Annotated in this window: 11 protein-coding genes; 3 read left to right on the plus strand and 8 right to left on the minus strand. The window is 34.8% G+C overall.

Going from position 1 to position 15,193, the window contains the following annotated elements; all coding sequences use genetic code 11:
• Positions 1–197: 197 nt before the first annotated feature.
• From OZP15_RS14495 to OZP15_RS14505, 3 genes are all read left to right on the plus strand, one after another.
• Entirely contained in the window at positions 198–1,061 is an 864-nt protein-coding gene (locus tag OZP15_RS14495) for a sigma-70 family RNA polymerase sigma factor (RefSeq protein ID WP_073368514.1), read from the plus strand.
• A 609-nt stretch (positions 1,062–1,670) separates the two neighbouring features.
• Complete coding sequence (rpe, locus tag OZP15_RS14500; protein ID WP_269226193.1) at positions 1,671–2,336, plus strand: ribulose-phosphate 3-epimerase; 666 nt, start codon at positions 1,671–1,673, stop codon at positions 2,334–2,336.
• A 303-nt stretch (positions 2,337–2,639) separates the two neighbouring features.
• Positions 2,640–6,509 carry an SdiA-regulated domain-containing protein gene (locus OZP15_RS14505; protein WP_269226194.1) on the plus strand — a complete coding sequence of 1,290 codons (3,870 nt, stop codon included), beginning with the start codon at positions 2,640–2,642 and terminating at the stop codon, positions 6,507–6,509.
• 168 nt (positions 6,510–6,677) lie between these two features.
• On the opposite strand, the gene OZP15_RS14510 is transcribed toward OZP15_RS14505, so the two are convergent.
• The 8 genes from OZP15_RS14510 to OZP15_RS14545 all read right to left on the minus strand — a co-directional run bounded on the left by OZP15_RS14510 (position 6,678) and on the right by OZP15_RS14545 (position 15,038).
• Complete coding sequence (locus tag OZP15_RS14510; RefSeq protein WP_269226195.1) at positions 6,678–7,076, minus strand: GlcG/HbpS family heme-binding protein; 399 nt, start codon at positions 7,074–7,076, stop codon at positions 6,678–6,680.
• 90 nt (positions 7,077–7,166) lie between these two features.
• Positions 7,167–8,027: a helix-turn-helix domain-containing protein gene (locus OZP15_RS14515; RefSeq protein ID WP_281336495.1), complete on the minus strand. Its 861-nt coding sequence runs from the start codon at positions 8,025–8,027 to the stop codon at positions 7,167–7,169.
• 124 nt (positions 8,028–8,151) lie between these two features.
• Positions 8,152–8,751, minus strand: a complete 600-nt coding sequence (locus OZP15_RS14520; protein ID WP_269226196.1) for a hypothetical protein — start codon at positions 8,749–8,751, stop codon at positions 8,152–8,154.
• Positions 8,752–8,936: 185 nt separating this feature from the next.
• Complete coding sequence (locus tag OZP15_RS14525) at positions 8,937–10,379, minus strand: glycoside hydrolase family 28 protein (RefSeq protein WP_269226197.1); 1,443 nt, start codon at positions 10,377–10,379, stop codon at positions 8,937–8,939.
• Between the two features lie 22 nt (positions 10,380–10,401).
• Positions 10,402–11,217, minus strand: a complete 816-nt coding sequence (locus OZP15_RS14530) for an SDR family oxidoreductase (RefSeq protein WP_269226198.1) — start codon at positions 11,215–11,217, stop codon at positions 10,402–10,404.
• An 89-nt stretch (positions 11,218–11,306) separates the two neighbouring features.
• Positions 11,307–12,947 (minus strand): sodium/sugar symporter, encoded by a 1,641-nt coding sequence (locus tag OZP15_RS14535; RefSeq protein WP_281336496.1) that lies wholly within the window; start codon positions 12,945–12,947, stop codon positions 11,307–11,309.
• A 50-nt stretch (positions 12,948–12,997) separates the two neighbouring features.
• Positions 12,998–14,140, minus strand: a complete 1,143-nt coding sequence (locus OZP15_RS14540; protein WP_281336497.1) for an acyltransferase family protein — start codon at positions 14,138–14,140, stop codon at positions 12,998–13,000.
• A 25-nt stretch (positions 14,141–14,165) separates the two neighbouring features.
• Complete coding sequence (locus tag OZP15_RS14545; RefSeq protein ID WP_269226200.1) at positions 14,166–15,038, minus strand: inositol oxygenase family protein; 873 nt, start codon at positions 15,036–15,038, stop codon at positions 14,166–14,168.
• Positions 15,039–15,193 lie beyond the last annotated feature (155 nt).

Here is a 15,193-nt window from a genome sequence, read left to right on the forward strand (position 1 = left end):
TTTTAAAAAAATTAAGTTGGGGGACTTAATTCATTTTAATTACTTAAAAAACTTTAAATCAGTTTCAGTAAAACTATAAAAATCAGTTTCATTTTTTGAAGCTGATTTTTTTTTACTTTTTTTTGAAACTAATGTAACTTTTTGGGAACTCCGCACGTATAACCATTTGTACACTTAAAAATTGAGGAGACAAAAACATGAGACAACTTAAAATCACCAAGCAGGTAACTAATCGTGAAACTGCATCATTAGACAAGTATTTACAGGAAATTGGAAAGGTGGATCTTATCACCGCAGATGAAGAGGTAGAATTAGCACAAAAGATTAAAGCTGGTGATCAAAGAGCTTTAGAAAAATTAACAAAAGCCAACCTACGTTTCGTAGTATCTGTGGCAAAACAATACCAAAATCAAGGATTAACACTTCCCGATTTGATTAACGAAGGAAATTTAGGTTTGATAAAAGCCGCACAACGTTTTGATGAAACTCGTGGTTTCAAATTCATTTCGTATGCCGTATGGTGGATTCGTCAATCTATTTTGCAAGCCTTGGCAGAACAATCTCGTATCGTTCGTTTGCCATTGAACAAAATTGGTTCTATCAATAAAATCAACAAAATGTATGCTTTGTTAGAGCAATCTAACGAAAGACCACCAACAGCAGAGGAAATTGCCAAGGAGTTGGATATGACTGTGAATGACGTAAGAGAATCTATGAAAAACTCTGGTCGTCACCTTTCTATGGATGCACCATTGGTTGAGGGAGAAGATTCTAACCTTTACGATGTATTACGTTCTGGTGAATCACCAAATCCAGACAGAGAATTAATTCAAGAGTCATTGCGTACCGAAATTGAGCGTTCATTAGAAACCTTAACTCCAAGAGAAGCAGATGTAGTTCGTTTGTATTTTGGTCTTGGCGATCAACACCCAATGACATTAGAAGAAATAGGCGAAACTTTTGACCTAACTCGTGAGCGTGTACGTCAGATTAAAGAAAAAGCAATCCGCAGATTGAAACACACTTCAAGAAGTAAAATCTTGAAAACTTATCTTGGATAAATTCCAAATATTAAATTCCAAATAACAATAATGGAATTTTAAAGTTAACGACGGTCTGATTAACTGTTCGTTTTTTGATTGATGATTGAAACCTCGGCTGATTACCGAGGTTTTATTTTTTAATAATATAACTCTCGGTCAGTTTGCTTCGCTCGCAGGCAATGTCATTAAGTTAAGAATTCGTCCTCGTCTGTTCGAGTATTTTATTGAAAAATGCGATAGCTTTTTTTAATAAAATGTATCGAGAACTTACTGTTATGAAAGGCTTCTCGATACAATTTTGAATAGTAAAGCTGTCGCATTACTATTCAAAATCACTCGAAGTGACGGTAAAAAAGCTTAACTTAATTACATTGCGCTCGCAGGACATTCGCTTTAAAAACCAAAGACCTAGTAAAAAAAAATTACCGCAGATTCGCTGATTTTCCCAATATAAATTAGATAAAATTAACGCTAATTTTTGAATTAGTGCAATGAAACACTTCTGATTTATTTTAAAATCTGCGAATCTGCGGTAATTTTTTAAAAAGAGAGAATAGTCTACTTCGCTGGGGTTTCCGAGTTTTAATTTTTATACTACCTTTGCAAAAAAAACAACACAACCCTACAATGAGTACAAACACAATTATTGCCCCTTCAGTTCTTGCTGCTGATTTTGCTAATTTGCAACGAGATATTGAAATGATTAACAACAGCCAAGCCGATTGGTTTCATATTGATATTATGGACGGCGTTTTTGTTCCAAATATTTCTTTCGGAATGCCCGTTTTAGAAGCTATTAAAAAACATGCCAAGAAAACAATCGACGTTCATTTGATGATTGTAAATCCTGACCAATACATTTCCACTTTCAAAAAATTAGGAGCGGATGTGCTTACTGTTCATTTGGAAGCTAGCAACCATTTACATAGAACCTTACAAGCGATCAAAGCTGAAGGAATGAAAGCAGGAGTTGCCTTAAATCCGCATACCAATGTAGATTTACTAGAAGATGTTATCAACGACATTGATATGGTTTGTATTATGAGTGTGAATCCGGGTTTTGGCGGACAATCTTTCATTGAAAACACTTACGATAAAATCCGAAAACTAAAAGCTTTAATTAATCGAAAAGGAGCATCCACTTTAATCGAAATTGATGGCGGTGTTACCAATAAAAATGCCTTACAATTAGTAGAAGCAGGTGCTGATGTATTAGTGGCTGGAAGTTATGTTTTTGGTGCAGCTGATCCAATCGCAATAGTTGCCGATTTAAAGAAATTGACTTCTTTTTAAAATAAAAACATAGAAATCCAAGTAAAATCCAAAGAGCAATCTTTGGATTTTTTTATTTAAAAAACTCATTAACAAGTAATTATAATTTCGAGCATCTTTGTCAAAGTTTTAAACTTTGACAAAGATTAACTACTTCATCAATGTTAGGAAAATGTAATTTAAAATTAAAATTAAACTGTATTTAATGTTATTTAAGTTATCAAAAACAGGATTTAATTAAATATTTTTAACCTTTTAATATTATTAAACCACACTTAAAATCTGAACCTGATTTTACATTTGTCGTTCTTAAAAAAACAACAAATGAAAAAACTGTACTTTAAACAAACAATAGCCGCTACACTATTGTTTTTTAGTTCTCAATCAGATGCGCAGACCTTGTTGCACTATTGGAATTTCAACAATAATGCTTCTGTTGCGACCATCACAACTCCTACTCTAACTAACATTTCTGGTGCAGCCTCTATTTCGGCAAACATTACTGGAATTAGTGCCATTGACTTTGCTGGTGGAACTGGACAAAATTTTAACGTGTTAAATTTGAATGCTCGCAATTCAGATGTATTTGGAACACATTTACGATTCAATGATCCTATCGGGAGTGCTTTGATTTTTGCACTTCCTACATCAGGTTATGAAGATGTGATTGTGAAATTTGCTACACGCCGTTCAGGTTCTGGAGCTGGAACACAAGTTTGGTCTTACTCTACAGATGGAACTAATTATACTTTTTTTGCTAACGTTATTCCAAATAATGGAGATCCTGCATTAGCAACTTTAGATTTTTCTAGCATTAGCGGTGCTGACAATAATCCAAACTTTAAATTAAAAGTAGAATTTGAATTAGCTCCAGGTGGTAATGTTGGAAACAATAGATTCGACAATTTCACTGTAGAAGGAACTGTTTTTAATGGAGTAGATACTACTGCTCCTACAGCTAGTTTTACACCAGCAAATGCTGCTACTGGAATTTTTTCAAACATCCAACCTTCTATCGCTTTTAGTGAAAATGTTCGTTTAGTAAATAATGATGCCATTACCAATACCAATGTTGATGGAATCGTTGAATTGCGTTTGAACAATGCTTCGGGAGCTTTAGTTCCTTTTGATGCAAGTTTTGCATTAAATAAAATTACAATCGTTCCAACTACCGCTTTGGCAAACAATCAATTGTATTATGTTGGATTAGTAGCCAATTCGGTTGAAGATGCTAGTAATAATGCTATAACAACAGCTCAATCCGCTAGTTTTACTACCACTACTCCAACGGTTAATCTTTCGGTAAATAATAGCGTTGGAAAAGAATCAAATTCGACTGTAATTACTGTAACTGCTACTTCAAATTTTGCCGTTAATGGCAACCAAACCATCAATTTAGGCGTTGCTGGAACAAACATTACTGCTGCTGATTATACTTTAAGCAATACCGTAATCAGCATTTTGAACGGACAAACTACAGGAAGTGTTAGTTTCACTGTAACTAACGATGCCTTGGTAGAAAATACGGAATCGGCTATTTTAACCTTGAGTAATCCATCTGCTGGAATTGCATTAGGAAGTACTATTTCACAACCAATAACTATCATTGACAATGATGCTCCTTTGGATATTAATCTTTCGAATTATGTTAGAGTGGGTCGTTACGATTTACCAGAACCAAAAAGAACGGTAGCTCCAACCAATAATTTATTGACTCAAGAAGCTTCTGGAGTAACTTACAATTGGGACACGGATACACTGTTTATTGTAGGTGACGGAACTACAAATGTTACTCAAGTTTCAAAAACAGGACAACTTATTGATACTATGACATTGGCTCAAGGAGGCAGTGCGCAAGGAACTGAATTTTATGATTCTGAAGGAATAACTTATATTGGAAACGGTCAGTTTGTAATGACAGAAGAACGTGACCGACAAGTAGTTTTATTTACTTATGCTGCTGGAACGACACTTACAAGAGCCAATGCTAAAACAGTAAAATTGGGTACTTTCGTTAATAACACTGGAACTGAAGGACTTTCTTTTGATCCATTGACGAATAGTTATATCGTTTTAAAAGAAATATCTCCTATCGGAATTTTCCAAACCGGAATTGATTTCAATGCTGGAACTGCTACGAATGGTTCAGCTACTACTGAAAATTCTACTAATCTTTTTGACCCAGCTTTGATGGGCTTTACAGATGTTGCTGATGTTTTTGCTTTATCTAATTTGCCAGCCTTGAACGGAAAACCATTATTCAATAACTTATTGGTATTGAGTCAAGAAAACGCCAAAGTAGTAAACATTGACCGAAACGGAACGATTGCTAATTCATTGACTATCGTATCCGACCCAGGAAATCCTTTGGATGCACCTAATCAACAACACGAAGGATTAACAATGGATCGTGATGGCATCTTGTATATCGTAAACGAAAATGGTGGTGGCGATATCGATCATCCACAACTTTGGGTTTACGCTCCATCTTCATTGCAAAATTTAGCACCAACAGCTATTGCTTTGGCAAATACAACGACAACTGTTTTAGAAAACACTAACACTGCAACTGCCGTTAAAGTATCTGATATTTTGGTAACAGATGACGGATTAGGAACTAACAACTTTACTTTATCTGGTGCTGATGCAAGCTTTTTCCAAGTTATTGGCTCTAGTTTATACATCAAAGCAGGAACCGTTTTGGATTATGAAACTAAAACTAGTTACAATGTTACCATTAATGTAGATGATACGTCAGTAGGGATTACACCTGATGCTTCTGTAAATTTTACATTAGCCGTAACAGACGTTGCAAACGAAACCGTTGCAACAGCAACAGTAACAATTACGGAAGTAGCTCCTTGGTCAAGCGGAAATGCGCTTGTAGGTGCCGATTGGTTTGAAGTAACTAACAATGGAACTACTGCTCTTGACATCACAGGTTGGAAAGTAGATGATAGCTCCAATACCTTCACAGCTGCTGTGCCTTTATCAGGAATTACTAGTATCGCTCCTGGCGAATCGGTAATTTTTATAGAAGCTGCCGCTGCTGATGTAACGACTGTTACCTATAATTTTAAATCAACTTGGTTTGATACTAATGTACCTGCAGGTTTCCAAATAGGGACTTATACGGGTAGTGGAATTGGCTTAAGTACTGGTGGAGATGCTTTAAATTTATTTAATGCAAGCGGAAACATTATGGCTAATGTTGTATTTGGTACAGCTACAACAAATCTATCATTCAATAATGCTGCTGGTTTAACCAATACAACTATTACAACATTGAGTCAAGTTGAAGTTAATGAAGCTTTTGCTGCTGCCAAAGATGCCAATCAAATTGGTTCTCCGGGTTCAGTTGGAAAATTATACATCTCTGAAGTAGCACCTTGGTCTAGCGGAAGCAGTCCTGTTGGAGCCGATTGGTTTGAAGTAACCAATACTAAAGCTGTAGCCGTTGATATCACAGGTTGGAAATTTGATGATGACTCGCAATCTCCAATTGCTGCTGTAGCATTAAACGGAATTACAAGCATCAATCCAGGTGAATCGGTAATTTTTATTGAAACTAATGATTTGCCTGCTAAAAGTGCTTTGTTTTTGAGCAACTGGTTTGGAACTACTCCTCCAGCAGGTTTAAGAATCGGAAGTTATACGGGTAGCGGAATTGGTTTAGGTTCAGGTGGTGACCAAGTAAATTTATACAATGCTACTAGTAATATTCAACAAGCTTCTATCTGGTTTGCTGCTTCTCCTACTACTACTTTTGCTACTTTTGACAATACAGCAGGAGTAAGAACGAATATAACACAACAAACCAAATTAAGTGCAGTGGGTGTTAACGGAGCTTTTGTTGCCGCAAACAGTCCAAATGAAGTAGGTTCTCCAGGAGTTTTCAAATTAACAAGTCCTACGCTATCGGTTAATTTACCTTCTGAAATTGTAAACTCATTCAAAGTTTTTGCTTTTCCTGTGCCTTATTCTTCTACTTTCCAATTGGATTTAACATCTGTTAGCAATGATTCAGTTGAAATTAAAGTATATGATATGAGCGGAAAATTAATGGAGGTGCGTCAATTCGAAGCTACTGAAATCAAAAATCAAAACATAGGAAACAATTATCCAACTGGAATTTACAATGTTGTTGTAACCCAAGGAGAAAATGTAAAAACGATTCGTGTGGTTAAGAAATAAGAACCTCACCCCCAACCCCTCTCCAAAGGAGAGGGGAGCAAGGTAAACTAAATACAAGAAACCCTCGTTTGATTACTCAAACGAGGGTTTTTGCTTTACTATTATTTCAATAAAAAATCGGAATTAGCCTGAACCAATCCCGATTTTATTTAAATTTTATGGCAATGATTAAATTGCAGCAGCTCCCGCTACAGCAACAGCATGATCGTTCTCTACTGAACTTCCGCTTACACCAATTGCTCCAATAACTTCTCCAGCTGCATCATAAATTGGAACTCCACCTGGGAACGAAATCAAACCACCGTTAGAATGTTCGATACCAAATAATGATTCTCCTGGTTGCGATAAACTTCCAATGATTCCAGTATTCATATCAAAAAAACGAGCTGTTTTTGCTTTTTTCAAAGAAATATCTGCCGAACCAAGCCATGCTCCGTCCATACGTACAAATGCCAAAATATTGGCTCCAGCATCTACAACTGAAATGTTCATTTTAGTATTCAATTCAATTGATTTTGCTTTGGCTGCAGCAATTATAGTTTCTGCTTGTGCTAATGAAATATTCATCGGTTTTATGTTTTAAGATTAAAAACAAAAATAGTTTTCCAAATAGAATCCTAAAGTTCAAAAACTTATGAAAAAAGTTCATTTTTGACGTTATTCAGTCAACGAACCACTTTTTGGACTGTATCCAAATTGATTTTTAAAGGCAATACTGAAATTAGACAATGAAGAGTAGCCACAATCTGAAAAGAGTTCTGAAGGTTTTTTGTCGCCATTTTCCAAAAGTTTTTTGGCTTGATTCAATCTTTTTTGTTGCAACCATTTTCCTGGATTGACTTTGTATTCTTTGGCAAAATGTCTTTTGAAAGTGGACAAACTCATATTGGCTAAAAAGGCTATTTCCAATAAACTCAAATTAGAATTGACATTCGCTTCGACAATTTTTCGAAAAGACGAATTGTTTTCCTGACAGACTAAACCTTGGAGATAAGAAACAAAATCTGAACCATATTTATGAATTAAATACAGCATAATTTCTTCTAATTTCACTCCTAATAATTGAATCGTTGCTCCATTTTTCAGTTTTAAAACTGAGGAAATAGAAGCTACAAAAGAGTCAATAAAATCATCATTTTCAATCAAAAAAAAGGGAATTTGCTCGCTCAATTGTTGCTTTTTATTCACATCCTGATACTGGTATTTTTTCAAAAAGTCAAGCACATTTTTATTGGAAAAGAAAAAGAGTTTGCAAAAATAAATTTGTTCGTTGTCTAGCAATTCGGTCATCAAGCAATTGCCTGATTTGATGAGTACGGATTGTTGCTTGTTGACTTCCACAACTGTATCGGCAAAATAAACTTTCTTTTGACCTGTTTGTAAAAAGCTAAACATATTCAAACTCAAATCGACTTTATCTTTGACTACATCCGCATTCATTTTATAATCATAAATGAATAAATCAGGAACAGAATTTGGATTATCAAGAAAAGTAGCAGGAATATTTTGTATGCTCATTGTATGACTCTTTTTGCAAAGATTATCATTCTTGTTTGAAATCAAGCCTTAAAACTATTTTTTCGAAAATAAAAATAAATATCCTGTAAGCCAATTACCCAAATCTGTTGTAGATAGTTTGTTTTTATAAAATTTCTTTTGTAAAACTATCAATTTCTTTCCAATCAAATTTTTCAATATCAACTTTCCATAGCCATTCTGTTTCTCTGTACATAATAATTAAGCACTTGTGATAAAGCTTATAAAAAGTGGAAAGTGATATATTTCCTTCACTATCAGCTCGATCAGAATTGATATGATTTCTTCTATTCCTAATAAATCTAAAATGTTTACCAAAATCAGCTGGAATATTTATTTCATAAAATTTAATATCTAAACCTAAATCATCATCATAACCATTTATCATTCTATTTTTTCTATTTCTGAAAAGTTTTTCAACTTCACAATTAATAGTAAAATCTAGAATTTCGTGTTTTTTCTTTTTAGAATCAGAATTGTAAATTTCATGAAACTTATTGTTTTTTGGCTCAATATTTAACTCTATAATTCCAACATAAAATTCATAAAAATGTGATATAAAATCAACATAATAATCATGACAATTTAAGCGAGATTCAATATCACTTTCTTTTGTCAATCTAATCAAAAGTGAATTGAAATTTTTATATGCTTTTGAACATCTATAGAATTCATGAGCTAATGTTATATTTAATTTTTTTTCCATTTTTTCTCTTCATACGGTAAAAGCACCTCCAAATCTCTACTACAACCCGTTTTAAAAATGGCACACTGATGAGACAGATCTAAACCAATAAAAACAGATTTATATATTATATTAGCAATAATCCGTGTACTTTATTGAATTATTTAGTCCATTAGTGGACAGTCATAAAATACATTCTTATTAGATTACTCCTTTTTCACCGCTTCATATTTTTCTGGAAAAGCGGCTTCTCCATCTAAATTATTCACTTTCAAAACATCTACATTTTTACTTTCGATAGCATATTTGAAATAATCGGGTTTGTTTTTGCCCCAAGTCACGGAACAATTTTGAACTTTAATATTTTCGGCGGTGTCAAAATAAAATCCAGATGTACTGCCTTTGACAAAACCATCCATTTTTGACGGGCGACGATCGTAAATTCCTCCAGCAAATTGGGAAGTTTTATCGATAGTAACATTCACGCCTTCAAAAACGATGTTTTTAATTTTATCCTTGCTTTCTCCGCTTACATAAACGCCATTTTCTCCAAAACACTGAATGTTATTGAAATAAATATTGCTAATTGCCCCTACTTTTCCTTCGGTAGCGCCTTTTGGAAAACGCCAGTTGGCATCTTTGTGGTTTCCGCTAGCACGACTGTAAGCCGTTACATAAATAGGCTCTGCTTTTCCCCACCAAGTATCGGTCGTCAGCTTTCCTTCGATAATCATGTTCGAAAAAATAACATCACTTACTGTTCCTTCATCCCTATTTTGAATTCCTACGCCTCGATTGCTATTTTTTATGATGCAATTATTGAAAACCACTTGTCGGATAGCATCCATGTTTTCGGAACCAATTTTAATCGCACAACTACTACTGGTCATCGTACAATTCGTAACCGTAATGTTTTCGCAAGCACCAAATTCTTCAAACTCTCTTCGGTTTTTTAGGCAAATGCAATCATCACCGCTTTCGATATAACAATCGCTGATGCGAACATTTTTGGAATGATCTAAATCTATTCCATCGCTATTTCGAACTTTTAGACTGTTCAATAATGTAATACCGCTAATGACAACATCATTGCACCCCACCAAATGAACCGTCCAATAAGCCGAATTTCCGATATGAACATCTTTTATTCTGATATTCTTACCGCCTATAATGGTCAAAACATGAGGTCGTGGATCCAAGATATTAAAAGGTTTCAAAATGTAAGCATCCTCTTCTTCAGCTCCCATAAATGAGATTCCGTTTCCATCAATTTTACCGCTTCCGCTAATGGTAAAGTTCTCTATATTCTTGCCCCCAATCCAAATCGTACCTTCACCTTTGTTCTCGCGAAAAGCACTTTCTGTGTATAAACTTTCATCAGGACTTGCCAAAATTTTAGCACCAGCCTCGATATGCAAATCTACATTCGATTTGACGTTGAAAGGACCTGCTAGAAATGTAAACGGAGCAGGAATCAATACCTGACCACCCGTTTTGCTACAGGCATCTATCGCTTTCTGAATAGCAACAGCATCATTGGTTTTACCATCGCCTTTGGCTCCAAATTTTTTTACATCATACACTTTTTGTGCTACAGCAGTAAATGAAATACAAAGAAATAGTAGGGCAATTATAGATTTATTTATCATTTGTTTTGTTTTTTAAAAACTTTTAAACTCCACTAAAAACAGAAAAACCTCCGTCTAAAGTTACTCTTGAACCCGTAACAAATTTTGAAGCATCGCTCAACAACCAAACCAAAGCACCTATCAATTCGTCTGGATTTCCAAAACGATTAAAAGGCGTATTTTGAATAATTAGGTTTCCTCTTTCGGTCAAACTTCCGTCCGTATTGGTCAAAAGTGTTCTATTTTGTTCCGTTAAGAAAAAGCCTGGTACGATAGAATTCATTCTTATTTTATCGCCAAATCTATTGGCTAATTCTACCGCAAACCATTTGGTGTACGATTCGATAGCTGACTTTGCCAAACTATATCCCAAAACTCTCGTTACGGCATGATCTGAAGAAACAGACGAAATATTGACAATACTTCCTGTTCCTGTATTTTTAATCACTTCACCAAAAATTTGTGTTGGCAAAATCGTTCCAAACAAATTCAGATTCATTACTTGTTGCAAAGCTCCCATATTCAATTGAAAAATATCTTTACCCGGCTGAATTACCGCATCAGGCATATTTCCTCCGGCAGCGTTTACCAATCCGTCTATTTTGCCGTATTTAGAAAGTAATGCTTCACGAGCGTTAATCAAATCTTGTTCATTTGTAACATCGGCAATTAAGGCAATGGCTTCGCCTCCTTTTTTGATAATAGCTTCCGCTCTTTCGGTGGCTACTTTTTCATTTCGACCCAAAACCCCAACAATTCCGCCAGCATCAGCAATACCATTGATAAAAGCTTCTCCTAATATTCCTGTCGCACCAGTTACGACAATTACTTTTCCTTGTAATGAAAAATCGTTTTTCACATTCTTAAATTTAAAGTTTATACTAAATCAGTTTACATTATAAATTCCTTTACAAACATTTTTCGCTTGAAAAGGAACAAGCTCCAAAATTACCAAAAGACAGTATATAATGCTACTAATACGCCACTAATAATAAAAGAACCTATAATAAACTCTGAAGACACTTTGAACATGGCTGTATCTACTTCTATTTTGTGGGCTTCCAATTGCTGTTCGGTTTCGGGTTTTAAAAGACTTATGGCAACCATCATGAATACGATTATAAAAAATGAAATCGTCATTCTATCTAAAAAAGGATAATCAGGAAAAGCACCGTTTGTCCACATTGGCAAAAATTTCAATACTGCTGCAATTGGAACGGTGAGCAATGCACCTGCAAGTCCTGCATTTGGAGTTGTTTTTTTCCAAAACATTCCCAATAAAAAGATAGCCAAAACACCTGGCGAAAAGAAACCTACATATTCTTGAATAAACTGATACGCTTGGTCTAATGATTTTAATTGCGGTGCTACAAGTGCGGCAATAAACATAGCCACCACCACACACCATCTTCCGGTTAGCACCAATTTTCTTTCGGATGCTCCTCGGTTGAAGTATTTTTTATAAATATCTAAAGAAAAAATCGTCGAAATACTATTGGCTTTACCCGCTAACGAAGCTACAATTGCCGCCGTTAATGCTGCCAACGCCACACCTTTCAATCCAGCTGGTAATAAATTCATCAAGGTTGGATAGGCATGATCGGGTTTTAAAACTCCTGCTGCATCAACCATTTCTTGTTGAAACATTCCGTTTTGATGCATCACATACATAGCAATACCTGGTAAAACGGCTATAATTGGAACTAATAATTTTAAGAAAGCAGCAAACAAAATTCCTTTTCGAGCCGTTTTTAAATCGGCACCCAATGCTCGTTGAACAATGTATTGGTTACAACCCCAATAGGCCAAATTATTAATTAGCATTCCACCAACAATTACTGACATTCCAGGTAATTCTGTGTAATGTGGATTTGATTTTTCTAAAATCATGTGCAAATGTCCTGGTGCTTCGTCTTTGATAATAGCAAGTGCTTTCAGAATATCTTTTCCAAAACCAAACTGCTCTGACAATAAAGTGAGTGACAAATAAGTGGTAACCAAACCGCCTAAAATCAATACAACCACCTGAAACATATCGGTATATCCTATTACCTTCATTCCGCCAAGAGTTACGATGATGGAAAATACACTCAACCCAATAACACAAAATTGAAAACTTACCGGCGCGATAGATGAAATGGCCAAAGCTCCCAAATAAATTATCGAAGTAAGGTTGACAAATACATAAATCAACAGCCAAATAATAGCCATAATAGTACTTACTGTTCCGTTGTATCTTTTTGCCAAAAATTGCGGCATGGTAAATATTCTGTTTTTGAGGTAAACGGGTAGAATAAACATAGCCACTATTATCAATGTTGCCGCCGACATCCATTCGTAAGATGCAATGGCTAATCCGATGGCAAAACCCGAGCCACTCATCCCGATAAAATGTTCTGCCGAAATATTAGAAGCAATCAAGGAAGCACCAATTGCCCACCAAGTCAATGAGCCTTCTGCCAAGAAATATTCGTTAGAACTGGTAGCGACATTATTTTTTTTGCTTCTGTAAATGTACATTCCGTAGGATGTAACGATAACAAAGTATATCAGAAAAACAATGTAATCTGCGGTTTGTAATGTATTCATAATTGTTGGTTGGTTTTTTGGTTGTTAGTTGTTGGTTGTTTATGTAAAATTTATATTTTCAAAAACCATTTTTTCTTGTATAAAAAATAAAGTAAAATCAATTGCACGATTGTTACTGATAGGGTTACAAATACAGGTTGCCAAATCATGGGTGAAAATTCAATCAATCCTCCGAATACAAAATGAGCCGTATGTTTAAAATTGATCAAACCTTCGGAAGCCATGTAAATCAGAATAGAATTCGAACCAATTAATAGCAATGGAAAAGCCCATTTGTGATAGCCTAAAACATCAATGATGAAGTAAAAAAAAGTGAAAAACAAAATACTACATCCTCCTACATAACACACAAATGAACTTGTCCATAACCTTTTATTTATTGGAAAATCATAATTCCAAAGCATTCCAATCAGTATTAAAACAAGGGCTGAAGCAACCAGAATGAAAAGTTTTTTATTCGTCGAGTTACTTTGAATCCTTAAAAAAGTGCCTAAAAACACGCCCAACAAAGCCGTAGCAATGGCAGGAATTGTCGAAAATAAACCTTCAGGATCATAGACTATGCTGTGCAATCGTCCGGGTAAAAACAATTGATCGACGTAACTTGCTAATGAACCTTCTTTGGTAAAAACTCCCGCACCAAAATTAGGAACTGGTATCAATTTCATCGCCAAATAATATCCTATCAAAATCCCTACAAACCAAAGCAGCTGCTTCTTTATACCAAAATTCAAATAGATGATTCCTGCAAAAAACCAAGCCAGTCCGATGCGTCCTAAAACACTAGCAAAACGAGTTTGTTCATAGCCTTCAAAACGCAATAATCCGTTGACCACACAACCCAAAAAGATCAAAATACAAGTCCTTTTCAACATGGATAAGTAAATTTTTCGCTTCTCTTTTTGAGGCAATTCCATTGGCATTTTTACTCCTGCGCTATTTATTTTTTTATCAAAAGAATACGGCATCGAAACTCCTGCAACGAACAGAAATATTGGAAAAATCATATCATAAAAAGTAATTCCATTCCATTCGGTATGATTCAATTGCGACGACATCCAAACAAAAACTGGAATTGGTGCTGCTTTAGCCAAAGCGTGAATGATGTGTTCGCCACTCATAATCCAAAACATAACAAAACCTCGCAAAGCATCCAAAGAAAGTAGTCTTGTTTTTACAGTATCATCACTCATGTTTTACTCCTTGTATCGCGATTATTTAGAACTTCAATTTTTCCGGCAAATATTTAGCCACTAACTCTTTGTAATAAGGAAGTAAAGCTTTCACATCTGGCTTAACAGGTGCTTTTGTATATAAATCATACGGATTGAATTTTCGTACCCAATCAAACATTTCTACATCTTTCTCGTTCATCAAATGGGCATAAGCATTCTCTTTGTGTTGGGAGTAAAAAGAATGGTAGCGAATCATATACAAAGCTGGATCTGGCAAATAATCTTTCATAATTTGGTACAAATATTCATCATGTCCCCAACTCATTTTTACGTTGTCAAGCCCACAATTTTCTTTGTAAACTCCAAATTTTGTATTGAATCTCGCATCGGTATAATCTGGATTTTCCTTGAAAAATTCAGGATATACAATTTTATCCGAATAAGCACAGCCTACAGGAAAAGTATCTCCAACAACAGCCCATTGTGGTTCGCCAAACAAACATAAAATTTTTCCTAAATCGTGTATAAAACCCGTAAGTACAAACCAATCTTCATGACCATCGGCTCTAATAGCTTCGGAAGTTTGTAAAAGGTGTTGAGTTTGGTCTAAATCAATATCAGGATCACTGTCATCCACAAGGGTGTTCAAGAAATCAACTGCTTCCCAAATAGACATTTCTTTTTTGTTGAACTGCAAAAATTCCTGCTCTTTGCTACACACAAAATCATAAGTCTGATAAGTGTGATTTATTCTATAGAACTCTTTTACGGTCTCTACTCTTTCAGAATCGACATAATTTCTAAATTCTTCTTTTTCTTTTACAGGTTCAGATGGATCTGGATATCGTACTAACAAATCGTCTTCCCATTCGTCTAAATTATGTAATGGATTATCTGTATCTATTGACTTTTTCATGAGATATAAATTAAAAGTTATAAGACAAAAATAGCATTAGCATTAGCAAACAAAATGGACTAATACATCAAAAACATGGATATTTTTTAAAAATTCCAAAAATCAAATTCCAAAATACAATAGAGAAAAAAACACATTAAAAAACTCCAAATTCC

This window comes from Flavobacterium eburneipallidum (assembly GCF_027111355.2).
Taxonomy (GTDB): domain Bacteria; phylum Bacteroidota; class Bacteroidia; order Flavobacteriales; family Flavobacteriaceae; genus Flavobacterium; species Flavobacterium eburneipallidum.